The organism is Pseudomonas sp. PDM03 (assembly GCF_014852385.1).
GTDB lineage: Bacteria > Pseudomonadota > Gammaproteobacteria > Pseudomonadales > Pseudomonadaceae > Aquipseudomonas > Aquipseudomonas migulae.
Genome location: NZ_JACVBM010000006.1, coordinates 96,697 through 118,499 on the forward strand (window position 1 = coordinate 96,697; position 21,803 = coordinate 118,499).

At 60.0% G+C, this 21,803-nt stretch carries 20 protein-coding genes; 8 read left to right on the forward strand and 12 right to left on the reverse strand.

Annotated elements, in window-relative coordinates; all coding sequences use genetic code 11:
• Positions 1 to 65: 65 nt before the first annotated feature.
• The 5 genes from rng to mreB all read right to left on the reverse strand — a co-directional run bounded on the left by rng (position 66) and on the right by mreB (position 5,040).
• Positions 66 to 1,523 (reverse strand): ribonuclease G, encoded by a 1,458-nt coding sequence (gene rng / locus IB254_RS11690; RefSeq protein ID WP_008037406.1) that lies wholly within the window; start codon positions 1,521 to 1,523, stop codon positions 66 to 68.
• 57 nt (positions 1,524 to 1,580) lie between these two features.
• Entirely contained in the window at positions 1,581 to 2,177 is a 597-nt protein-coding gene (locus IB254_RS11695; RefSeq protein WP_192417386.1) for a Maf family protein, read from the reverse strand.
• A 44-nt stretch (positions 2,178 to 2,221) separates the two neighbouring features.
• The gene (gene mreD, locus IB254_RS11700; RefSeq protein ID WP_008037410.1) at positions 2,222 to 2,713 is read right to left on the reverse strand and encodes a rod shape-determining protein MreD; all 492 of its coding nucleotides are present in this window, start codon (positions 2,711 to 2,713) and stop codon (positions 2,222 to 2,224) included.
• Positions 2,713 to 3,816: a rod shape-determining protein MreC gene (gene mreC / locus IB254_RS11705; RefSeq protein WP_412548221.1), complete on the reverse strand. Its 1,104-nt coding sequence runs from the start codon at positions 3,814 to 3,816 to the stop codon at positions 2,713 to 2,715. The genes mreD and mreC overlap by 1 nt, the downstream gene beginning before the upstream one ends.
• A gap of 186 nt (positions 3,817 to 4,002) precedes the next feature.
• On the reverse strand, positions 4,003 to 5,040 hold the full coding sequence (mreB, locus tag IB254_RS11710) for a rod shape-determining protein MreB (RefSeq protein ID WP_002555108.1): 1,038 nt from the start codon (positions 5,038 to 5,040) through the stop codon (positions 4,003 to 4,005).
• Positions 5,041 to 5,254: 214 nt separating this feature from the next.
• Between mreB and gatC the strand changes: the two genes are divergently transcribed.
• The 6 genes from gatC to IB254_RS11740 all read left to right on the forward strand — a co-directional run bounded on the left by gatC (position 5,255) and on the right by IB254_RS11740 (position 10,479).
• A complete protein-coding gene (gene gatC, locus IB254_RS11715) occupies positions 5,255 to 5,542 on the forward strand; it encodes an Asp-tRNA(Asn)/Glu-tRNA(Gln) amidotransferase subunit GatC (RefSeq protein WP_008026876.1) in 288 nt (95 codons plus the stop codon).
• Between the two features lie 16 nt (positions 5,543 to 5,558).
• Entirely contained in the window at positions 5,559 to 7,010 is a 1,452-nt protein-coding gene (gatA, locus tag IB254_RS11720; RefSeq protein WP_008026874.1) for an Asp-tRNA(Asn)/Glu-tRNA(Gln) amidotransferase subunit GatA, read from the forward strand.
• A 10-nt stretch (positions 7,011 to 7,020) separates the two neighbouring features.
• Positions 7,021 to 8,466, forward strand: coding sequence for an Asp-tRNA(Asn)/Glu-tRNA(Gln) amidotransferase subunit GatB (gene gatB, locus IB254_RS11725; RefSeq protein ID WP_008026871.1), 1,446 nt, complete (start codon positions 7,021 to 7,023; stop codon positions 8,464 to 8,466).
• A 152-nt stretch (positions 8,467 to 8,618) separates the two neighbouring features.
• Positions 8,619 to 8,990 carry a septal ring lytic transglycosylase RlpA family protein gene (locus IB254_RS11730; RefSeq protein WP_008026869.1) on the forward strand — a complete coding sequence of 124 codons (372 nt, stop codon included), beginning with the start codon at positions 8,619 to 8,621 and terminating at the stop codon, positions 8,988 to 8,990.
• 50 nt (positions 8,991 to 9,040) lie between these two features.
• On the forward strand, positions 9,041 to 10,102 hold the full coding sequence (locus IB254_RS11735; protein WP_008037426.1) for a calcium/sodium antiporter: 1,062 nt from the start codon (positions 9,041 to 9,043) through the stop codon (positions 10,100 to 10,102).
• Complete coding sequence (locus tag IB254_RS11740; RefSeq protein ID WP_008026864.1) at positions 10,099 to 10,479, forward strand: carboxymuconolactone decarboxylase family protein; 381 nt, start codon at positions 10,099 to 10,101, stop codon at positions 10,477 to 10,479. The genes IB254_RS11735 and IB254_RS11740 overlap by 4 nt, the downstream gene beginning before the upstream one ends.
• A 129-nt stretch (positions 10,480 to 10,608) precedes the next feature.
• Here IB254_RS11740 and IB254_RS11745 read toward each other — a convergent pair whose 3' ends face one another.
• The 5 genes from IB254_RS11745 to kdgD form a co-directional block, all read right to left on the reverse strand.
• On the reverse strand, positions 10,609 to 11,550 hold the full coding sequence (locus IB254_RS11745; protein ID WP_008026863.1) for an AEC family transporter: 942 nt from the start codon (positions 11,548 to 11,550) through the stop codon (positions 10,609 to 10,611).
• Positions 11,551 to 11,708: 158 nt separating this feature from the next.
• Complete coding sequence (garD, locus tag IB254_RS11750) at positions 11,709 to 13,262, reverse strand: galactarate dehydratase (protein WP_192417387.1); 1,554 nt, start codon at positions 13,260 to 13,262, stop codon at positions 11,709 to 11,711.
• An 11-nt stretch (positions 13,263 to 13,273) separates the two neighbouring features.
• Positions 13,274 to 14,641 (reverse strand): MFS transporter, encoded by a 1,368-nt coding sequence (locus IB254_RS11755; protein WP_008026859.1) that lies wholly within the window; start codon positions 14,639 to 14,641, stop codon positions 13,274 to 13,276.
• Between the two features lie 161 nt (positions 14,642 to 14,802).
• Positions 14,803 to 16,248: an aldehyde dehydrogenase family protein gene (locus tag IB254_RS11760; RefSeq protein WP_008026857.1), complete on the reverse strand. Its 1,446-nt coding sequence runs from the start codon at positions 16,246 to 16,248 to the stop codon at positions 14,803 to 14,805.
• Positions 16,249 to 16,307: 59 nt separating this feature from the next.
• Positions 16,308 to 17,219 (reverse strand): 5-dehydro-4-deoxyglucarate dehydratase, encoded by a 912-nt coding sequence (gene kdgD / locus IB254_RS11765; protein WP_192417388.1) that lies wholly within the window; start codon positions 17,217 to 17,219, stop codon positions 16,308 to 16,310.
• Between the two features lie 247 nt (positions 17,220 to 17,466).
• Here kdgD and IB254_RS11770 point away from each other — a divergent pair, with 247 nt between their 5' ends.
• Together IB254_RS11770 and IB254_RS11775 are read left to right on the forward strand one after the other, a co-directional pair.
• Positions 17,467 to 18,771: a phospholipase gene (locus IB254_RS11770; RefSeq protein ID WP_192417389.1), complete on the forward strand. Its 1,305-nt coding sequence runs from the start codon at positions 17,467 to 17,469 to the stop codon at positions 18,769 to 18,771.
• Positions 18,772 to 18,785: 14 nt separating this feature from the next.
• Positions 18,786 to 18,977, forward strand: coding sequence for a hypothetical protein (locus IB254_RS11775; protein WP_192227722.1), 192 nt, complete (start codon positions 18,786 to 18,788; stop codon positions 18,975 to 18,977).
• A gap of 154 nt (positions 18,978 to 19,131) precedes the next feature.
• Here IB254_RS11775 and IB254_RS11780 read toward each other — a convergent pair whose 3' ends face one another.
• Both IB254_RS11780 and IB254_RS11785 read right to left on the reverse strand, forming a co-directional pair.
• A complete protein-coding gene (locus IB254_RS11780) occupies positions 19,132 to 19,881 on the reverse strand; it encodes a FadR/GntR family transcriptional regulator (protein WP_031318393.1) in 750 nt (249 codons plus the stop codon).
• A gap of 177 nt (positions 19,882 to 20,058) precedes the next feature.
• The gene (locus IB254_RS11785; RefSeq protein WP_192417390.1) at positions 20,059 to 21,786 is read right to left on the reverse strand and encodes an ABC transporter ATP-binding protein/permease; all 1,728 of its coding nucleotides are present in this window, start codon (positions 21,784 to 21,786) and stop codon (positions 20,059 to 20,061) included.
• Between the last annotated feature and the right edge of the window lie 17 nt (positions 21,787 to 21,803).

Here is a 21,803-nt window from a genome sequence, read left to right on the forward strand (position 1 = left end):
TCCCATGGCAAAATTACTGCAAAAAGCTGAGGCCAGCTGTTCTAGTTGGGTTGAAACACAGCGATTCAGAGCAGCACCACGTCGTATTGTTCCTGGGAATACATGGTTTCCACCTGGAACCGAATGGTGCGTCCGATAAATCCTTCCAGCTCGGCGACGTTGCCCGACTCTTCATCGAGCAAGCGGTCGACGACTTTCTGATTCGCCAATACACGATAGCCTTCCGCTTGATAGGCGCGAGCCTCACGGAGGATTTCGCGGAAAATTTCGTAGCAGACCGTTTCCGGTGTCTTGAGCTTGCCGCGCCCCTGGCAACTGTTGCACGGCTCGCACAGTACTTGTTCGAGACTTTCGCGGGTGCGCTTGCGGGTCATCTGCACCAGGCCCAACTCGGTGATGCCGATAATGTTGGTCTTGGCGTGGTCGCGCTCCAGTTGTTTCTCCAGCGTGCGCAGCACCTGACGCTGATGCTCTTCGTCTTCCATGTCGATGAAGTCGATGATGATGATCCCGCCCAGGTTGCGCAGACGTAGCTGGCGAGCGATGGCAGTCGCGGCTTCGAGGTTGGTCTTGAAGATGGTTTCTTCAAGGTTGCGATGACCGACGAACGCCCCGGTGTTGACGTCGATGGTACTCATGGCTTCCGCCGGATCCACCACCAGGTAACCGCCGGACTTCAGCGGAACTTTGCGTTCGAGGGCTTTCTGGATTTCGTCTTCGACGCCGTACAGGTCGAAGATCGGCCGCTCGCCCGGATAATGCTCCAGGCGATCAGCGATTTCCGGCATCAGTTCGGCCACGAACTGCGTGGTTTTCTGGAAGGTTTCCCGGGAGTCGATGCGGATCTTCTCGATCTTCGGGCTGACCAGGTCGCGCAAGGTGCGCAGTGCCAGGCCAAGGTCTTCGTAGATCACGCTCGGCGCGCTGATGGTTTTGATCTGCTCGTTGATCTGATCCCAGAGCCGGCGCAGGTAGCGGATGTCCATGAGGATCTCATCGGCCCCGGCGCCTTCGGCGGCGGTACGCAGGATGAAACCACCGGCTTCCTTGATACCTTCCGTGGCCACGCAATCGGTGACCACTTGCTTGAGGCGCTCGCGCTCGGCTTCGTCTTCGATCTTCAGGGAAATGCCGACATGCGCGGTACGCGGCATGTACACCAGATAACGCGAAGGTATTGAAAGTTGTGTGGTCAGGCGTGCGCCTTTGGAACCGATCGGGTCCTTGGTGACTTGCACGACCAGGCTTTGGCCTTCATGAACCAGCGCGCTGATGCTTTCGACCGCAGGGCCTTCGCGCAGGGAAATTTCCGAGGCATGAATGAACGCAGCGCGGTCCAGACCGATGTCGACGAACGCCGCCTGCATGCCCGGCAACACCCGCACGACTTTGCCTTTATAGATGTTGCCGACGATACCGCGTTTTTGCGTGCGTTCGACGTGGACCTCTTGCAGGACACCGTTTTCAACCACCGCCACGCGCGATTCCATCGGCGTGATGTTGATCAGGATCTCTTCACTCATGGCAGGGTCTCGTTCAGGCATGTTCACGATAATGGCCGCATCTTGTCAGTACGACGCTCAGCGCGCGTTAAGGGTTTGCCAACAGGGTATGCCGAAATGGCCAAGCAGCTCAGCGGTTTCGCACAGCGGCAGTCCGACCACCGCCGAGTAGCTGCCATTGAGCCCGGCGACAAACACCGCGCCCAGTCCTTGAATGCCATAGCCACCCGCCTTGTCCCGAGGTTCGCCGCTAGCCCAGTAGGCCTTCGCTTCATCGAGATCGATGGGGCGAAAACGCACCAGGCTGCGCACAACACGAGACTCGCAGCGCTCACCGTCAAGCACGGCAATGGCGGTCAGCACTTCATGTTCTTGTCCTGCCAACATCATAAGCATGGCGCACGCGTCGGCTTCGTCCACCGGTTTGCCGAGAATTTTGCCGTTGAGCACTACGGCAGTATCAGCGCCCAACACGCAAAAATCGGCGTCGGACACGACCGCGCCACGCCCGGCTTCAGCCTTGCCGCGCGCAAGGCGCTCGACATAGGCCGACGGCGATTCATGATTCAAAGGGGTTTCATCGATGTCCGCGCTGATGGCGGAGAACGGCACGCCGATCTGCGTAAGCAGCTCACGCCGACGCGGCGAGCCTGAGGCGAGGAATAGCTGTTTCATCAAGACATCTCCCTTGTCATGGTGTGGGCAAATGCCTGACCGAATCAGTTAATTTTGTAACGTCGACGCAGACCGCGCAAACCGAAGCTGATCCACGGCCAGAGCAACGCGCTGACCAGTGCCGGCAAGACCAGCGCCAGCGTTGGCTGACGATTGCCGGTCAGGGCGCTGAGCCACAGCTGAACAAGCTGCGCGAGGCCGAAGATCACCAGGATCACCAGGCTCTGTTGCCACATCGGGAACATCCGCAGCCGCTGTTGCAGCGACAGCACCAGGAACGTGATGAGCGTCAGGATCAACGCGTTCTGGCCCAGCAGCGTGCCGTAAAGCACATCTTCGGCCAGGCCCAGGCACCACGCGGTGACCATGCCGACTTTCTGCGGCAGGGCCAATGCCCAGAACGCCAGCAGCAAGGCGAGCCACAGCGGGCGAAGGATTTCCATGAATTGCGGCAGTGGCGAAACGCTGAGCAACATGCCGATGGCGAACGTCAGCCAGATCATCCAGCCGTTTCGGGAGGCGGTAGCACCGACCATTATTCTCTTCCCCCAGTGGTAGCCGGTGCAGAGACAGGCGGTTTGGCAGCGGGCTTCACGACAGCGGGTTGCGTCGCCGGTGGTTTGGCGGCGGGTGCAGTCGCGGGCGGCTTGGCGGCGGCAGGATGTGCGGCAGCGGGTTTGACCGGGGTTGTGGCAGCAGGCTTGGCCGGGGTCGCAGCAGGTGCAGGCGCTGGAACGGCGGCGGCGGCAGCAGGTGCAATCACCGCAGCAGGTTTCGGCACGGTGGCGGGAATGATTGGCCCGCCGCCTTGCGCATCGAGGTTTTCCTGAGCCTGAGCGGCGTCGTTTGCACGCTCTTCCGGTGTACGCGTATCGCTGAACACCAGCAACAGGTAACGGCTACGGTTCAAGGCAGCGGTCGGCACGGCGCGGACAATGGCAAATGGCTGGCCGGAATCGTGAATCACTTCCTTGACCGTCGCCACCGGGTAACCCGCCGGGAATCGCTGGCCGAGACCGGAGCTGACCAGCAAGTCGCCTTCCTTGATATCCGCCGTGTCGGCCACGTGACGCAGTTCCAGACGCTCCGGGTTGCCGGTGCCGCTGGCAATCGCTCGCAGTCCGTTACGGTTCACTTGCACCGGGATGCTGTGGGTGGTGTCGGTGAGCAACAGCACACGGGAGGTGTACGGCATCAACTCGACCACCTGGCCCATCAGGCCACGGGCATCGAGCACCGGCTGACCGAGGACCACACCGTCGCGCTCACCTTTATTGATGATGATGCGATGGGTGAAGGGGTTGGGGTCCATGCCGATCAACTCGGCCACTTCGACCTTCTCGTTGACCAGCGCGGAGGAATTGAGCAACTCGCGCAGCCGAACGTTCTGCTCGGTGAGGGCGGCAAGCTTTTGCATGCGCCCCTGCAGCAGCAGGTTTTCGGTCTTGAGTTTTTCGTTTTCGGCGACCAGCTCGGTACGGCTGCCAAACTGGCTGGCCACACCTTGCCATAGCCGCTGCGGCAGGTCGGTGATCCAGTAAGACTGCATCAGCACCAGCGACATCTGGCTACGCACTGGCTTGAGCAGTGTGAAGCGGGCATCGACCACCATCAGCGCGACCGATAGCACGACCAGCACCAACAAGCGCACGCCCAGTGAAGGCCCTTTGGTGAAAAGCGGTTTAATAAGCCGCTCCTCCCAGGCAAATGTTTTCTTTATTCATACGGCAGACCGGCCTGGATACAGACTGACAGAAGGTAAACGCAAACAGGCAGCACTGCAAAGTGCCGCCTGCGCGCTCAACAGCATAGTTGCATCGGGCGATCACTCGCTCGACAGCAGATCCATGGTGTGTTTATCCATCATTTCCAATGCGCGGCCACCGCCGCGAGCAACGCAGGTCAGCGGGTCTTCGGCAACGATCACCGGCAGACCGGTTTCCTGGGCCAGCAACTTGTCGAGGTCACGCAGCAAGGCGCCACCACCGGTCAGTACCAGGCCACGCTCGGCGATGTCGGAAGCCAGCTCCGGAGGCGATTGCTCCAGTGCGCTTTTAACAGCCTGAACGATAGTGGCCAGGGACTCTTGCAGAGCTTCCAGCACTTCATTGGAGTTCAGGGTGAATGCGCGTGGAACGCCTTCGGCCAGGTTACGGCCGCGAACGTCGACTTCGCGAACTTCGCCGCCCGGGTAGGCAGTACCGATTTCCTGTTTGATGCGCTCGGCGGTGGATTCGCCGATCAGGCTGCCGTAGTTGCGACGCACGTAGGTGATGATCGCTTCGTCGAAGCGGTCGCCGCCAACCCGTACGGATTCGGCGTAAACCACACCGTTCAGGGAGATCAGTGCGATTTCAGTGGTACCACCACCGATATCGACCACCATGGAACCGCGTGCTTCTTCAACCGGCAGGCCGGCACCGATCGCAGCCGCCATCGGCTCTTCGATCAGGAACACTTCACGTGCGCCGGCACCAAGGGCCGATTCACGGATGGCACGACGCTCAACCTGAGTGGATTTGCACGGAACGCAGATCAGCACACGAGGGCTAGGCTGCAGGAAGCTGTTTTCGTGAACCTTGTTGATAAAGTATTGCAGCATCTTTTCGCAGACGCTGAAGTCGGCAATGACGCCATCCTTCATCGGACGAATGGCGGCAATGTTGCCCGGCGTACGGCCGAGCATGCGCTTGGCCTCGGTGCCGACAGCAACGACACTTTTCTGGTTACCGTGTGTCCGAATAGCCACAACCGATGGCTCATTCAGGACGATTCCGCGCTCGCGCACGTAAATAAGGGTGTTGGCAGTGCCCAGGTCAATGGAAAGATCGCTGGAAAACATGCCACGCAGTTTCTTGAACATGGGAAAGGGACCCTAGGCAACGCGTGGGTAAAAAAGTGCGGCAAACTCTAACAACGACAGGGATTTTGGGCAAGGCGCCAATATGTTAAATTGGCCGCTTTTCTGTGCACCAACCCCCACAATCGCGGCCTTATGACCGTAGAAATGCGGTAGTGTTCCGACAATCTAACACACGGATAGCATCCGTTCTGTTTTCCTTCCACTGGAGAATCCCATGACGCTTGAACGCTCCGACGTGGAAAAAATCGCTCATCTGGCCTGTCTGGGCCTCAATGATGCCGATCTTCCACACATCACTTCGGCCCTGAACAGCATTCTGGGACTGGTCGACGAAATGCAGGCGGTCAATACCGACGGTATCGAACCGCTCGCCCACCCACTGGAAGCCAGCCAGCGCCTGCGTGCAGACGTCGTGACCGAGACCAATCATCGCGAGGCCTATCAGTCCATCGCACCAGCGGTCGAAAACGGCCTGTACCTGGTTCCGAAAGTCATCGACTAAAGGGAAAGAGCCTGCAATGCATCAATTGACTCTGGCCGAGATCGCCCGCGGACTCGCCGATAAAAAGTTTTCTTCCGAAGAGCTGACCAAAGTCCTGCTGGCGCGCATCGCCCAGCTCGATCCACAGCTCAACAGTTTCATCAGCCTCACCGAAGACCTGGCGCTCCAGCAGGCGAAAGCTGCTGACGCACGCCGCGCCAATGGTGAGAGCGGCGCCCTGCTCGGCGCGCCGATCGCCCATAAAGACCTGTTCTGCACCCAGGGCGTGCGCACCAGCTGCGGCTCGAAGATGCTCGACAACTTCAAGGCACCGTATGACGCCACCGTCGTCGCCAAACTGGCAGCCGCCGGCGCGGTGACCCTGGGCAAGACCAACATGGACGAATTCGCCATGGGTTCGGCCAACGAGTCGAGCTACTACGGCGCGGTGAAAAACCCGTGGAACCTGGAACACGTGCCGGGCGGTTCGTCCGGTGGTTCGGCGGCGGCCGTTGCCGCTCGTCTGTTGCCAGCCGCGACCGCCACCGACACCGGCGGCTCGATCCGCCAGCCGGCCGCGTTCACCAACCTCACCGGCCTGAAACCGACCTACGGTCGCGTTTCGCGCTGGGGCATGATCGCTTACGCGTCCAGCCTCGATCAGGGCGGCCCGTTGGCGCGCACCGCCGAAGACTGCGCGATCCTGCTGCAAGGCATGGCCGGTTTCGACAGCAATGACTCCACCAGCATCGACGAGCCCGTGCCGGATTACAGCGCCAGCCTCAACGATTCGCTGAAAGGCCTGCGCATCGGTGTGCCGAAGGAATACTTCAGCGCCGGTCTCGACCCGCGTATCGCCGAGCTGATCCAGAACAGCATCAAGGAGCTGGAAAAGCTCGGTGCCGTGATCAAGGAAATCAGCCTGCCGAACATGCAGCACGCGATTCCTGCGTACTACGTGATCGCCCCGGCAGAAGCGTCTTCCAACCTGTCGCGTTTCGACGGCGTGCGTTTCGGCTATCGCTGCGAAGACCCGAAAAACCTGGAAGACCTGTACAAGCGTTCCCGTGGCGAAGGTTTCGGTGCAGAAGTGCAGCGCCGGATCATGGTCGGCGCCTACGCGCTGTCGGCCGGTTACTACGACGCCTACTACCTGAAGGCGCAGAAGATTCGTCGCCTGGTGAAGAACGACTTCATGGCGGCTTTCAATGAAGTCGACATCATCCTCGGCCCAACCACGCCGAACCCGGCCTGGAAGCTTGGCGCCAAGAGCAGCGACCCGGTCGCTGCCTATCTGGAAGACGTCTACACCATCACCGCCAACCTCGCCGGCCTGCCGGGCTTGTCCATGCCCGCCGGTTTCGTCGATGGCCTGCCGGTCGGCGTGCAACTGCTCGCCCCGTATTTCCAGGAAGGTCGCCTGTTGAACGTTGCCCATCAGTATCAGTTGAACACTGACTGGCACACCCGCACCCCAACCGGCTTCTGAGGAGAAACACATGCAATGGGAAGTCGTGATCGGGCTGGAGATTCATACCCAGCTCACCACCCGGTCGAAAATCTTTTCCGGTAGCTCCACCACTTTCGGTTCCGAGCCGAACACCCAGGCCAGCCTGGTTGACCTCGGCATGCCTGGCGTCTTGCCGGTGCTGAACCAGGAAGCGGTGCGCATGGCGGTGATGTTCGGCCTCGCTATCGATGCCGAGATCGGCCAGCACAACGTGTTCGCCCGCAAAAACTATTTCTACCCGGACCTGCCCAAGGGCTACCAGATCAGCCAGATGGAATTGCCGATTGTCGGCAAGGGCCACCTGGACATCGCCCTTGAAGACGGTACGGTCAAACGCGTTGGCATCACCCGCGCGCACCTGGAAGAAGACGCCGGTAAAAGCCTGCACGAAGAGTTCAACGGTGCCACCGGCATCGACCTGAACCGCGCCGGCACGCCGCTGCTGGAAATCGTTTCCGAGCCGGACATGCGCAGCGCCAAGGAAGCCGTGGCTTACGTCAAGGCTGTCCACGCGCTGGTGCGCTACCTGGGCATCTGCGACGGCAACATGGCCGAAGGTTCGCTGCGTTGCGACTGCAACGTGTCGATCCGTCCGAAAGGCCAGGCCGAGTTCGGCACGCGTTGCGAGATCAAGAACGTCAACTCGTTCCGCTTCATCGAGAAGGCGATCAACACCGAAGTGCAGCGTCAGATCGAACTGATCGAAGACGGCGGCAAGGTGATCCAGCAGACTCGCCTGTACGACCCGAACAAGGACGAAACCCGTCCGATGCGCAGCAAAGAGGAAGCCAACGACTACCGTTACTTCCCCGATCCGGACCTGCTGCCGGTGGTCATCGAGAACTCGTTCCTCGACGACGTGCGCGCCACCCTGCCGGAATTGCCACCGCAGAAACGCGAGCGTTTCCAGGAGCAGTTCGGTCTGTCGGTCTACGACGCCAGCGTCCTGGCCACCAGCCGCGAGCAAGCCGATTACTTCGAGAAAGTCGCGAGCATTGGCGGCGACGCCAAACTGGCGGCCAACTGGGTCATGGTTGAACTGGGCAGCCTGTTGAACAAACAAGGCCTGGACATCGATCAGTCGCCGGTTTCGGCCGAGCAACTGGGCGGCATGCTGCTGCGCATCAAGGACAACACCATCTCCGGCAAGATCGCCAAAGTGGTGTTTGAAGCGATGGCCAATGGCGAAGGCAGCGCGGACGAGATCATCGACAAGCGCGGCTTGAAGCAAGTGACCGACACCGGCGCGATCTCGGCAGTGCTGGACGAAATGCTCGCGGCCAACGCCGAGCAAGTCGAACAATACCGCGCGGCAGACGAAGCCAAACGCGGCAAGATGTTCGGCTTCTTCGTCGGCCAGGCCATGAAAGCCTCCAAAGGCAAGGCCAACCCGCAACAGGTCAACGAACTGCTGAAAAGCAAGCTCGAAGGCTGATGAGCATGGAGCCAGTATTCAAGCCTGGCTCTACCCCCTGTGGGAGCGAGACCGGCTTGCCGGCGATGGTGTATCAGTCGGCATCAATGCAGCTGACACACCATCGCCGGCAAGCCGGTCTCGCTCCCACATTTGCTTTTGGGAAACCGTTTATGAAACGTCTACTGGGGGCCTGCGCCCTGTTGTCTTTACTGGCCGGTTGCGCCAGCACCGATGCCGTCGATCCTCACGGTTACGACCAGACAGGCGTGGCGTCCTACTACGGCGCCAAACACCAGGGCAAACGCACCGCCAGCGGTGAACGTTTCGACAAAAATTCCATGACCGCTGCCCACCGCCAACTACCCTTTGGTACGCGGGTGAAGGTCACCAATCTGAAAAACGACAAATCCTGTGTGGTCCGCATCAATGATCGCGGGCCGCACACTCGCGGGCGCCTGATCGACTTGTCTCACGAAGCCGCCGAGCAACTGGGCATGATCAAAAGCGGCACCGCACGGGTTCGCGTGCAAGCCCTCGACTGACTCACGGAGCCCCGACCATTTTCGGACTTGCCGACTTACCCCTGCTCAGCGTGATTGAACTGCTCAGCGGCCTGGTTCTACTGATCGCCGGTGCCGAACTGATGGTGCGCGCCGCCGTGCGCGTGGCCGCGCGACTGCACGTTCGACCGTTGATCATCGGCCTGACCATCGTCGCCCTCGGCAGCAGCGCACCGCAGATGGCCGTCAGCCTGCAAGCCACGCTGGCGCAGAACGCCGACATCGCCGTCGGCAGCGTGATCGGCAGCAGCATCTTCAACATCCTCGTCACCCTCGGGCTTTCGGCGCTGATCATCCCGCTGCGGGTCTCACGGCAACTGGTGCGCCTGGATATTCCATTGATGATCGGCGCCAGCCTGCTGGTGTTCGTCCTGGCATGGAATGAAGAACTGACCCGGGTCGACGGCGTCCTGCTATTGGCGGCGCTGATGGTGTATCTGGGCCTGCTGCTGCGCCAGTCGCGGCATTCGGCGCGCCCACAAACGAGCCCGCATGAAGGCCCTGAAGTTCCGTGGTTCAGCAGCCTGCTGATGATCGTCGCCGGCCTGGCGATGCTGATCTACGCCGGGCATTTGCTGCTGGGCGCCGCGGTGTCGGTCGCCACGGATCTGGGGCTGTCGGAACGGATCATCGGCCTGACCATCGTCGCCGTCAGCACTTCGTTGCCGGAACTGGCGACCTCGTTGATCGCGGCATTGCGTGGCCAGCGCGACATCGCCGTAGGCAACGTGATCGGCAGCAACCTGTTCAACCTGTTGGGCGTGCTGGGTGTTACCGCACTGATCGCGCCGTCGCCGCTGTCGGTCTCGCCCAACGCGCTGGATTTCGACTTGCCGGTGATGCTCGGCGTCGCAGCGCTGTGCCTGCCGGTGTTCTATTCCGGCTACCGGGTGACCCGCGCCGAAGGTCTGCTGTTTTTGGGTTTGTACCTGGCTTACGGTCTGCACGTGGTGTCGTTCACCACCGGCATGCCGCTGGCCGGCAAGCTTGAACATCTGATGCTGTTTTTCGTCCTGCCGGCGCTGTTGGCGTTTTTGCTGTTCACGTCGCTGCGCGCCTGGCGTCGCCAACACCACAAGAAGGAATTGCCATGACCGACAATAAAAAAACCGGCGTTGAAGTCCGCCGCCAAGTGATGGGCGACGCGTTCGTCGATCGCGCATTGGGCAATGCCACCGAGTTCACCCAGCCGTTGCAGGATTTCGTCAATGAACACGCCTGGGGCAGCGTGTGGAGTCGCGAAGGGTTGCCACTGAAAACCCGCAGCCTGATCACCCTCGCCGCGCTGACCGCGTTGAAGTGCCCGCAGGAATTGAAAGGCCACGTGCGCGGCGCGCTGAACAACGGTTGCACCGTGGAGGAGATTCGCGAAGCACTGCTGCATTGCGCGGTGTATGCCGGTGTGCCGGCGGCGATCGATGCGTTTCGGGCGGCGCAGGAAGTGATCGATAGCTATCAGAAGCCGGAGTAAGTCTTCGAATGCTGTAGTGGCTCATCTACCGCCATCGCGAGCAGGCTCACTCCCACAGGGGAACGCATTCCAAATGTAGGAGCGAGCCTGCTCGCGATGAGGCCCTGTAAAACACTCTAAATCCTGAAGCTAGATCCACCCACCCCACTGCAACAAAAAGATCCCGATATTGGTGGTCACCGCCGCCATCAGCGTGGTGATCACAATGATCGCCGCCGCCAGTTCATGATTGCCATCGGCCTGACGCGCCATGACAAAACTGGCCGCCGCGGTCGGGCTGCCGAAGTACAGGAACAGAATCCCCAACTCCGCCCCGCGAAAACCCCAGAGCCATGCGCCCAGCGTCGCCAGCACCGGCAGGCCGATCATCTTCACCAGGCTGGAGCTGAGTGCCATGTTGCCGCTTTTGCGCATCGCCGCCAGCGACAGCGTGCCGCCGATGCAGATCAACGCCAAGGGCAACGTGGTTTGCGCCAGGTACTGCCCGGACTTCTCCAGCCAGCCCGGCAAGGCAATATTGAAATACGCAAACGGCGCCGCCGCAAACACGCTGATGATCAGCGGGTTGTTCATCACGCTTTTGCAGATACTCCACGGGTCGGACTTGATCACCGGGCTGTACACCGCCAGCACAATGGTCGACAGCGTGTTGTAAAACAGGATCACCAGTGCCGCGAGAATCGCGCCGAGGGAAATGCCGTAATCGCCGTACATGCTCGCTGCCAGCGCGAGGCCGATAACGCCGTTGTTGCCGCGAAACGCACCCTGGGTGTAAATCCCGCGGTCTTCACGCGGGCACTTCCAGATCGCCCAGCCCCAGGCGATGGCGAAGCTGACCAGCGTGGCAATCGAAAAATAGATCAGCAGCGACGGTTGCAGCGCGGCGTGCAAGTCGGCATGCAGGATGCCCAGAAACAGCAACGCCGGCATGGTGACGTTGAACACCAGAGCCGACGCAGTGTGGATGAAGTTGTCGTTGATCCAGTTGATGCGCTTGAGCAGCACGCCCAGAAACAGCATGGCAAACACCGGCGCGGTGATGTTCAGGGTTTCGAGGAAGATAGCCAGCATGCCGGGGGTCACCTTGGGTGGGCGTCGTTAGGGGGCTAATGATAAGCCACCCAGGGCGTTGGCGTCTGGTAGAAAGCCTTCGCGGGCAAGCCTCGCTCCTACAGAAGATCACCGGACCTGTAGGAGCGAGGCTGCCCGCGAAGAACGATGACGCGGTCTTACGTGATCGGCGCCGGGTTGAACAGGGTAATGTCGTTATGCAGCTTGTGCCGCTCCGACCACGTCTGTTTCTTCCCGCTGGCCACGTCCAGGTAGTAGTGAAACAACTCCCACCCGAGATCTTCGATCGACGCTCGTCCGGTCGCAATCCGTCCGGCATCGATGTCGATCAGGTCCGGCCAGCGCTGCGCCAGTTCGGTCCGGGTCGATACCTTCACCACCGGCGCCATCGCCAGGCCATACGGCGTGCCACGCCCGGTGGTGAACACGTGCAGGTTCATCCCGGCCGCCAGTTGCAACGTCCCGCAGACAAAGTCACTGGCCGGAGTCGCGCAAAAAATCAGACCTTTGCGCTTGAAGCGCTCGCCAGGGCCCAGCACGCCATTGATCGCACTGCTGCCGGATTTGACGATCGACCCAAGGGATTTCTCGACAATGTTCGACAACCCGCCCTTCTTGTTGCCCGGCGTGGTGTTGGCGCTGCGATCCGCTTCGCCCTTGGCCAGGTAACGGTCGTACCAGTCCATTTCCCGCACCAGTTCCTGAGCGACTTCCTCGGTTTCGGCGCGGGACGTCAGCAGGTAAATCGCGTCGCGCACTTCGGTGACTTCGGAAAACATCACCGTCGCACCGGCGCGCAGCAACAGGTCAGAGGCGTAACCCAGCGCCGGGTTGGCGGTGATGCCGGAGAACGCATCGCTGCCACCACACTGCATGCCGAGAATCAGCTCGGACGCCGGCACGGTTTCCCGGCGACGTTGATCGAGCTTCTTCAAACGGGTCTCGGCCAGGGCCATGATCTGCTCGATCATTTCGGTGAAACCGTGACTCGAATCCTGCAAGCGATACAGCCACGGATCGCTCAAATCCACCGAGCTGTCGTTCTCGTGCATCACCTGCCCGGCCTGCAATTTCTCGCAGCCCAGACTGATCACCAGCGCTTCGCCACCCAGGTTCGGGTTGCGCGCCAGGTTGCGCACGGTGCGGATCGGGATGTACGCATCCGTCGCGGTGATTGCCACGCCGCAGCCGTAGCTGTGAGTCAACGCGACCACGTCATCGACGTTCTGATACTTGGGCAGCAACTCGTCCTTGATGCGCTTGACCGCATGATCCAGAACGCCGGTCACACACTGCACCGTGGTGGTAATCCCGAGAATGTTGCGCGTGCCGACGGTGCCGTCGGCGTTGCGATACCCCTCGAACGTAAAGCCTTCCAGCGGTGCCTGCGCCGCCGGCACTTCGGTGGACAGCGGCAAGCTGTCCAGCGGTGGCGCGGTGGGCATGCGCAGTTGATCTTCCTTGACCCAACTGCCGCGCGGAATCGGCTGCAACGCGTAGCCAATGGTCTGGCCGTAACGAATCACCTGGCCACCCTCGGGAATGTCCTCCAGGGTGACCTTGTGGCTCTGCGGCACGAAGTCCACGGTGACCAGGCCATCGGGAAACTCGGTGCCCGCCGGCACGCCCTGATCGTTGACCACGATCACGACGTTGTCTCGCTCGTGCAGGCGGATGTAGCGCGGCGAGTCGGAATGTTCAATCAACTGCATGACGCCGCTCCTCAGGAATGCGCTTGTGACAATTTGTTGTTTGTTTCAGGGCCGCTGACCGGTGGCTCTTTGAGCACTACACGTTTGATCGGGCCAACGATCACCAGGTAGCTGAACACTGCAACCAGTGCGTTGCAACCGACAAACACCAGCGCCCATTTGAACGAACCGGTGGAGCTGATGATGTAGCCGATGACGATCGGCGTGGTAATCGACGCGATGTTGCCGAAGGTGTTGAACAGGCCACCGCTGAGACCGGCGATCTGTTTTGGCGAGGTGTCGGACACCACGGCCCAACCCAGCGCACCCACGCCTTTGCCGAAGAAAGCCAAGGCCATGAAGCCGACGACCATCCATTCAACATCGACATAGTTGCAAGCCACGATGCTGCTGGAAACCAGCAAGCCCGCGATGATCGGCGCCTTGCGAGCGAAGGTCAGGGAATGGCCCTTGCGCAGCAGGTAGTCGGAAATCACCCCGCCGAGCACACCACCGATGAAACCGCAGATCGCCGGCAACGAGGCGATGAAACCAGCCTTGAGGATGGTCATGCCGCGTTCTTGCACCAGGTACACCGGGAACCAGGTCAGGAAGAAGTAGGTGATGCCGTTGATGCAGTATTGGCCCAGGTACACGCCGAGCATCATGCGGTTGGTCAGCAACTGGCGGATGTAGTCCCACTTCGGACCGTCGCTTTTTTTGCCTTTGCCTTTGTCCTGGTCCATATCGACCATGCCGCCGTTGTCGGCGATGTGCTTGAACTCGGCGTCGTTGATCATCGGGTGCTGGCGCGGGCTGTAGATCACCTTCAGCCAGATGCCCGAGAAGATGATGCCGATCACGCCCATCACGATAAACACGTGCTGCCAGCCGAAGCTGTAGACGATCCAGCCCATCAGCGGCGCGAACAACACGGTGGCAAAGTATTGCGCCGAGTTGAAGATCGCCGAGGCGGTGCCGCGTTCTGCGGTCGGGAACCAGGCGGCCACGATGCGTGCGTTACCGGGGAAGGATGGCGCTTCGGCCAGGCCCACCAGGAAGCGCAGCATGAACAGCGCAACCACCGCCGTGGACATGCCGAACTCGCCGACATAGCCCTGGAGCACGGTGAACAATGACCAGGTGAAAATGCTCAGCGCATAGATTTTTTTCGAGCCGAAACGGTCCAGCAGCCAGCCACCGGGAATTTGCCCGGCCACGTAGGCCCAACCGAATGCGGAGAAGATGTAACCGAGGGTGACCGCGTCGATGCCGAGGTCTTTTTGCAGGCTGGAGCCCGCGATTGCGATGGTTGCCCGGTCGGCGTAGTTGATCGTGGTCACCAGAAAAAGCATGAGCAAAATCAAATAGCGGACGTGGGTCGGCTTGGTCGCTTGCATGTAGATGTACTCCCACTGATTATTTTTATGCGGGTAATAACGATGTTCTGTAGGAACGGCCGGTCGACGCTCGATTGCTGGCGATGCAGGCACCTCGGTGTGTCATTTACACCGTGGTGATGCGATCGCCAGCAAGCCGGCTCCTACAGGTATTGCGTAAATCAGGAACCGATGTAGCTGGTCTTCACAACCGTGTAGAACTCTTGCGCGTAGCGACCTTGCTCGCGGGAACCATAGGATGAACCTTTACGCCCACCGAATGGAACGTGGTAATCCACGCCCGCCGTCGGCAGGTTGACCATCACCATCCCGGCCTGGGAGTGGCGTTTGAAGTGGTTGGCGTACTTCAGCGACGTGGTGGCGATGCCCGCCGACAGACCGAATTCGGTGTCGTTGGCCATGGCCAGTGCTGCGTCGTAATCCGCCACGCGAACGATGTTGGCCACCGGGCCGAAGATCTCTTCGCGGCTGATGCGCATCGCAGCTTCGCTGTCGGCAAACAGCGTAGGCGCGAGGTAGTAACCTTCGGTGTCACAGGTCACCAGACCGCCGCCGCTGACCAGACGTGCACCTTCGGACTGGCCGATGTCGATGTACTTCATGTCCTGTTCAAGCTGAGCTTGCGAGACCACCGGACCGATGTCGGTGCCGGTTTTCAGCGCGTGGCCAACCTTGATCGACTTCATGCGCTCGGCCATCGCTTCGACGAACTTGTCGTGGATGCCGGCAGTGACGATGAAGCGGCTGGAAGCGGTGCAACGCTGGCCGGTGGAGTAGAACGCGCTCTGTACCGACAGTTCGACCGCTTGCTTGAGGTCAGCGTCGTCGAGAATGATCTGCGGGTTCTTGCCGCCCATTTCCAGCTGAACCTTGGCCTGGCGCGACACGCAGCTGACGGCGATCTGACGACCGACACCGACGGAACCGGTGAAGCTGATGCCATCGACTTTCGGGCTCTGAACCATTGCATCGCCAACCACGCGACCGCTGCCCATCACCAGGTTGAACACGCCGGCCGGGAAGCCTGCGCGGGAGATGATTTCAGCCAGCGCCCAGGCGCAACCCGGCACCAGATCCGCCGGTTTCAGCACGACGCAGTTGCCGTAGGCCAGGGCCGGGGCGATTTTCCACGCAGGGATGGCGATCGGGAAGTTCCACGGGGTGATCAGGCCAACCACGCCCAAGGCTTCGCGAGTGACTTCGACATTGACGCCCGGACGTACCGACGGCAAGTAGTCGCCGGACAGACGCAGGGTTTCACCGGCGAAGAACTTGAAGATGTTACCGGCGCGGGTCACTTCGCCGATGGCTTCAGGCAGGGTCTTGCCCTCTTCCCGAGCCAGCAAGGTGCCGAGCTCTTCGCGGCGAGCGAGGATTTCAGTACCGACTTTATCCAGCGAGTCGTGGCGGGCTTGAATGCCCGAGGTCGACCAGGCCGGGAACGCAGCGCGAGCGGCGTCGATGGCGGCGTGGACCTGGGCCAGATCAGCCTTGGCGTATTCACCGATGGTGTCGGTCAGTTCGGACGGGTTGATGTTGGCGCAGTATTCACTGCCGGCAACCCATTCACCGTTGATGTAGTTATCGAAACGCTTTGTATCAGCCACAACAATCTCCTCACGCAAAAGGCCGCTGATTGCTCAGCGGCCTTGTTTAATCGGGTGTGTTACTGCGCACCTTGCTTGTCGATCAGCGCGGCCAGAGCTTCGTACTCTTCTGGCAGCAGATCGGTCAGCGGCGCACGCACAGGACCTGCGTCATAGCCGGCAATTTTCGCACCCGCCTTGACGATGCTCACCGCGTAACCGGATTTGCGGTTACGGATGTCCAGGTACGGCAGGAAGAAGTCGTCGATGATCTTGCCGACGGTGGCGTGATCTTCGCGAGCGATGGCGTGGTAGAAATCCATCGCGGTTTTCGGGATGAAGTTGAACACCGCCGAGGAGTAAACCGGTACGCCCAAGGCCTTGTAGGCAGCGGCGTAGACTTCGGCGGTCGGCAAACCACCCAGGTAGCTGAAGCGATCGCCGAGGCGGCGACGGATCGACACCATCAGCTCGATATCGCCCAGGCCATCCTTGTAGCCGATCAGGTTCGGGCAGCGCTCGGCCAGGCGTTCCAGCAGCGGCGCGGTCAGGCGGCAGACGTTACGGTTGTAAACCACCACGCCGATCTTCACCGATTTGCACACGGCTTCAACGTGGGCGGCAACGCCGTCCTGGCTGGCTTCGGTCAGGTAGTGAGGCAGCAGCAACAGGCCTTTGGCGCCCAGACGCTCGGCTTCCTGTGCGTATTCGATGGCTTGACGGGTCGAACCGCCAACGCCGGCGAGAATCGGCACGCTGGTTTCGCAGGTGTCGACGGCAGTCTTGATGATTTCCGAATATTCGCTGGCCGCCAGGGAGAAGAACTCACCGGTGCCGCCTGCGGCGAACAAAGCCGAGGCGCCGTACGGGGCCAGCCATTCGAGACGCTTGATGTAGCCCGCGCGATTGAAGTCGCCCTGAGCATTGAAATCGGTAACCGGGAAAGACAACAGACCGGAAGAGAGGATGGACTTCAGTTCTTGTGGATTCATTATTCGAACACCCTGGGTAGCAACGTTTGTTTGTGTGTGTGTGAGAAAACCGTTCAGCCTGCGCCGAAGTTGTAGGTCATCGTACAACTTAAAAAACAACCGTCAACTGCATTTCATCGCCGCACCCAAAATTTATGCGTCGGAAAAGTATTTTCTTGACGTAGGAAAGATCTCCTCTATGCTCTGAACAACTGTATATGCATACAGTTATTTTGAAACATACCAACGACATATCAAGGAGATAGAAATGTCAGGTCTACACACAAAAACTCAGGAAAAACCAAAACAGGTCATTGCTGGCCTGGATGATCTGTTCACCGAGAACGGCATCGCCATCAAGGGTAATGACCATCTGGTCCTGCGCCTCGACGAGCACCGAACCGACTCCCACCAGCCATCCGCCCCTGCATCCGGCAACGCCTTGAAAGGCAAGCCACAGCTGAGGTTCGAGGGTGGTGAACACACCGCCATCGGCGATAACACGCTGCTGCGTTTCGTCAAGGATGCACCGGCGATAACGGCCTCGCAGGTCGAGTTGCATCTGCCTAACGGCCTGGCCCTGACGTATGGGCAGGTTGTTGCACTGGGCGGTGATTTCTATGGAATCCCGGACAAACCGGTCAGCGAAGGCGCAACCGCTGCAGACCGGATCCAGCGCTTTAACGAGGCCTTCAATTCCCTGGCGGTGCTGCCGGCGTCAAATGCCGAAGCGAAGCTGATCCTCGGCGTCATGCAGAAGGAAATCGCTGCGGTTAAACAGGCGATAAAGGACGGCAAACAGCCCCACGAGGCGTATGACGCACTGGGTGATACGTTGTCGGAAGAGTGGAACAAAATCACCGGCGGCGGCAGTTTCGTCTCGGCCCTGTATCCATTGGGCCGCTACCTGAAACTGGCCGCCAACAACGCTGACCACTTCGCCGAGTGGGCACTGCTGGCCTACATCGCCGGGCATACGGCGGCATTGCAACAAGCGGTAATCGCCCACAACAGTGGCGATGACGCGTCGCTGGAACTGGCTTACGCGATGAACGCTTTCGCCGATCACTACCTGACGGACCTGTTTTCCGCCGGTCACCTGCGGGTGCCGCGCAAACAGTTGGCAGCGGTGGTCACGCCGAGTGATCTGGGCTCGTTGATTACCCGCTTCATGCACGACGAAGACAGCAAGTTCGGCCTCAATGTGCGCAACGGTGACGGCGTTCAATGGCACGCTTATGGCGACAAGCGCTACTTCGATGCAATCGACAGCGCCAATCGCGTCCAGGTCAATCTAGCGGTCCAGGTGTCGGCGGATGAAATTTTCGCGACGTACCTCAGCGGCATCGCCCCGTCGCCCGGCAGTTTCGCGGCATTGAAAAAACTGCCTGATCTGCAAGCGGTACTGAACCCGACGGGCAATTTCTCGCCGCTTTTCAAGGTCGAGGGCAACAAGGTGTTGCGGCGCAAGGACGTCAATAACCTGAATGACACCGCCACCGTCGATGACTGGTGGGGCTGGAGCACTTACCTGCTGCTCAAGGACTACAACCCGACTGGCAACGTGGCCTGATAAGGAGATCGATGATGACTATCAAACTGAAACTGGAATTGGCTTCGGGCGATTCGCTGAAGGGTGCGCCACTGGAATTGCTGGCTGATGGCAAGGCCATTGCCAAAGCGGTGGTGGGTAAGCATGGGGATGTGGTGTTCGATGCCAAGCCCGGTGCAGGTCGGTTGGCGGTGAGGGTGGATCGTTCGATTCTTCGTGCTGGCTGACGCTGTGGTGTAACGGCCACTGACCCCATCGCCAGCAAGCCGGCTCCTACAGGTTCTTCGTCGTACACAAAATTTGCGTACGACACCGTTCCTGTAGGAGCCGGCTTGCTGGCGATAGCGGTCTCTCGGGCAACCCGGAACCCGGGTTGAAATATTATCCCCGCTGCGCCTCAGCCTCTTCATGCGCATGACGCAACCGCTCGCGGCTGTTCGTCAGATGCAAGCGCATCGCCGCCCGCGCCGCATCGGAATCCTGGCGTGCGATCGCATCGTAAATCTCTTCGTGCTCACGGCTCAGGCGACTCATGTAGTGCTGTTGGTCGTCATGGGCCAGGCGTGCCGAGTTCAGGCGCGTACGCGGAATGATGCTGGTGCCCAGGTGGGTCATGATGTCGGTGAAGTAGCGGTTGCCGGTCGACAGCGCGATTTGCAGGTGGAACTGGAAGTCCGAGGCCACCGCATCGCTGGCGTGGGCCGCGCTTTCGTTCAAGGCGTCCAGGGCGGCGCGCATCAACGCCAACTGTTCAGGGCTGCGGCGTTGCGCAGCAAGCCCCGCGGATTCCACTTCGAGGCTGATACGCAGCTCCAGAATCGCCAGCACATCACGCAGCGTCACCACCGTCGCCGGGTCGATACGGAAACCGCTCGGGCTCGGCGTATCGAGCACGAAGGTGCCGATGCCGTGGCGGGTTTCCACCTGCCCGGCCGCCTGCAAACGGGAAATCGCCTCGCGCACCACGGTGCGGCTGACGCCATGGGCATCCATGATCGCCGACTCGGTGGGCAATTTGTCGCCGCGCTTGAGGTGACCATCGCGGATCTGCTCGGACAGCACCGTCACCAATTCCTGTGCGAGGCTGCGGCGCTTGCGAGGGAGGCGTGGTGCGTCGATCGGGTTTTCCATGGTGAACGTCTGTCTCGAAAAATTCGGCTGAAACCGCATCATAGCTCAACGCGGTTGTACGATCACCACCACCCCTGTAGGAGCGAGGCTTGCCCGCGAAGAACGATAACGCGGTTCTTCAGGAAAACCACATCAGGGCCATCGCGAGCAAGCTTGCTCCTACAGGGATTGTGGTGATTATGCGGTTACGGTCTGGTCCACCAGATAGCCATTGTCGATGCGCACATGCCGTGGATGGAAGCGTTTCAGGCTGCTGCGATGCCCGACGCTGACAATGCTGAGCCCCGGAATCTCATCGATCAACGCCTGATACAGCGAAGCTTCATCCTCTTCATCCATCGCCGAAGTCGCTTCGTCCATGTACAGCCATTGCGGCGCATAAAGCAACGCACGGGCAAAGGCCAGACGTTGCTGTTCGCCCGGCGAAAGCATGCGTTGCCAGTGATTCGCTTCATCCAGGCGCGAAACCAGGTGCGGCAAACGACAGGTTTCCAGCACGTGAACGTAGCGTTCCTGCGAATAGGTCTCGCCAGGCTGTGGATAACTCAACACCTCGCGCAGTGTGCCAATCGGCAGATAAGGCTTTTGCGGCAGGAACAAATAGCGCGCCGTCGGCAGACGAATGCTGCCATGGCCTGTTGGCCACAAATGCCCCATTGCTCGCAGCAACGTGGACTTGCCGCTGCCGGAACGGCCGCTGAGCATCACGCGCTCGCCCTCCTCCACGGTCATGTCGGCATTGGTCAACAAATGTCGACCGTCCGCCAGATCGAGGCCCAGGTTGTGAATCTTCAACCCATTACCCTGATTCTGTACGTCGATGGCCGGCGCGCGCTCTTCGTTGTCGGTCATGGCCTGACGGAAACTCAGCAGACGATCACAGGTGGCGCGCCATGCGGCGAGGTTCTGGTACGCGCTGATAAACCAGCTGAAGCTCTCCTGCACATTGCCGAACGCCGAACTGATTTGCATCAGATCACCGAGTTCGATCTTGCCAGCGAAATAACGTGGGGCAGCGACCATGAACGGAAAGATGATGGCGGCCTGTTGATAACCTGCGGTAAAGAACGTCAGACGCTTGGACACCTTCATGATGTCCCAGAAGTTGTGCCAGACCAGCCCGAAGCGGTTGCTCAAGCGACGGTTTTCATTGGGTTCGCCGTTGTACAGCGCGATGCTCTCGGCATTTTCGCGAATCCGTACCATGGAGAAACGCAGGTCGGCTTCAAAGCGTTGTTGTTGGTTGTTCAGGCCGATCAAGCGACGACCGATCAGATGCGTCAGCCAGCTACCGATCACGGCATACACCAGCACACACCAGAACATGTAGCCGGGGATGGTGAAACCGAACACTTCGATACTGCCCGACACGCCCCACAGAATGATCGAGAACGACACCAGGCTGACAATGTTGCGCAGCAAACCGATGCCCAGTTCCAGGGTATTGGAGGTGAAGTTGTTGAGGTCTTCGGAAATCCGCTGGTCCGGGTTATCGGTGTAACCGCCCTGCTCCAGCTGGTAGTAATTCTTGTTGCCGAGCCAGCGGGCGAAATGCTTTTCCGTAAGCCAGGCACGCCAGCGAATGGTCAGCATCTGGGTCAGATAGAGTCGGTACACAGCACCGATGATCGCCACCGCCGCAATCCCGCAGAAGTACAGAATCAGCTGCCAGAACGCGGCTTCGTCCTTCTTCTGCAGAGCGTTGTAAAAATCCTTGTACCAGGTGTTGAACCACACCGAGAGCCCCACGCTGATCAACGACAACGCGATCACCGCGATCAGTAGTGTCCAGGCCTTGACCTTCTCTTCGCTTTGCCAATAAGGCGTGATCATCGCCCAGACTTTGCGAAAAAACTGCCCGCGCACGGCATCGTTGACCGCGGAATATTCAGCGTTCTGATTCATGGAAAAGGCTCGATAAA

Bases quoted from the DNA above. Each gene is read 5' to 3' on its own strand.
- garD (WP_192417387.1), bottom strand. From the start codon at position 13,262: ATGCAGTTGATTGAACATTCCGACTCGCCGCGCTACATCCGCCTGCAC.
- gatA (WP_008026874.1), top strand. From the start codon at position 5,559: ATGCATCAATTGACTCTGGCCGAGATCGCCCGCGGACTCGCCGATAAA.
- IB254_RS11740 (WP_008026864.1), top strand. From the start codon at position 10,099: ATGACCGACAATAAAAAAACCGGCGTTGAAGTCCGCCGCCAAGTGATG.
- IB254_RS11755 (WP_008026859.1), bottom strand. From the start codon at position 14,641: ATGCAAGCGACCAAGCCGACCCACGTCCGCTATTTGATTTTGCTCATG.
- IB254_RS11730 (WP_008026869.1), top strand. From the start codon at position 8,619: ATGAAACGTCTACTGGGGGCCTGCGCCCTGTTGTCTTTACTGGCCGGT.
- IB254_RS11785 (WP_192417390.1), bottom strand. From the start codon at position 21,786: ATGAATCAGAACGCTGAATATTCCGCGGTCAACGATGCCGTGCGCGGG.
- rng (WP_008037406.1), bottom strand. From the start codon at position 1,523: ATGAGTGAAGAGATCCTGATCAACATCACGCCGATGGAATCGCGCGTG.
- IB254_RS11745 (WP_008026863.1), bottom strand. From the start codon at position 11,550: ATGCTGGCTATCTTCCTCGAAACCCTGAACATCACCGCGCCGGTGTTT.
- IB254_RS11780 (WP_031318393.1), bottom strand. From the start codon at position 19,881: ATGGAAAACCCGATCGACGCACCACGCCTCCCTCGCAAGCGCCGCAGC.
- mreD (WP_008037410.1), bottom strand. From the start codon at position 2,713: ATGGTCGGTGCTACCGCCTCCCGAAACGGCTGGATGATCTGGCTGACG.
- kdgD (WP_192417388.1), bottom strand. From the start codon at position 17,219: ATGAATCCACAAGAACTGAAGTCCATCCTCTCTTCCGGTCTGTTGTCT.
- mreB (WP_002555108.1), bottom strand. From the start codon at position 5,040: ATGTTCAAGAAACTGCGTGGCATGTTTTCCAGCGATCTTTCCATTGAC.
- IB254_RS11770 (WP_192417389.1), top strand. From the start codon at position 17,467: ATGTCAGGTCTACACACAAAAACTCAGGAAAAACCAAAACAGGTCATT.
- gatC (WP_008026876.1), top strand. From the start codon at position 5,255: ATGACGCTTGAACGCTCCGACGTGGAAAAAATCGCTCATCTGGCCTGT.
- IB254_RS11775 (WP_192227722.1), top strand. From the start codon at position 18,786: ATGACTATCAAACTGAAACTGGAATTGGCTTCGGGCGATTCGCTGAAG.
- IB254_RS11695 (WP_192417386.1), bottom strand. From the start codon at position 2,177: ATGAAACAGCTATTCCTCGCCTCAGGCTCGCCGCGTCGGCGTGAGCTG.
- gatB (WP_008026871.1), top strand. From the start codon at position 7,021: ATGCAATGGGAAGTCGTGATCGGGCTGGAGATTCATACCCAGCTCACC.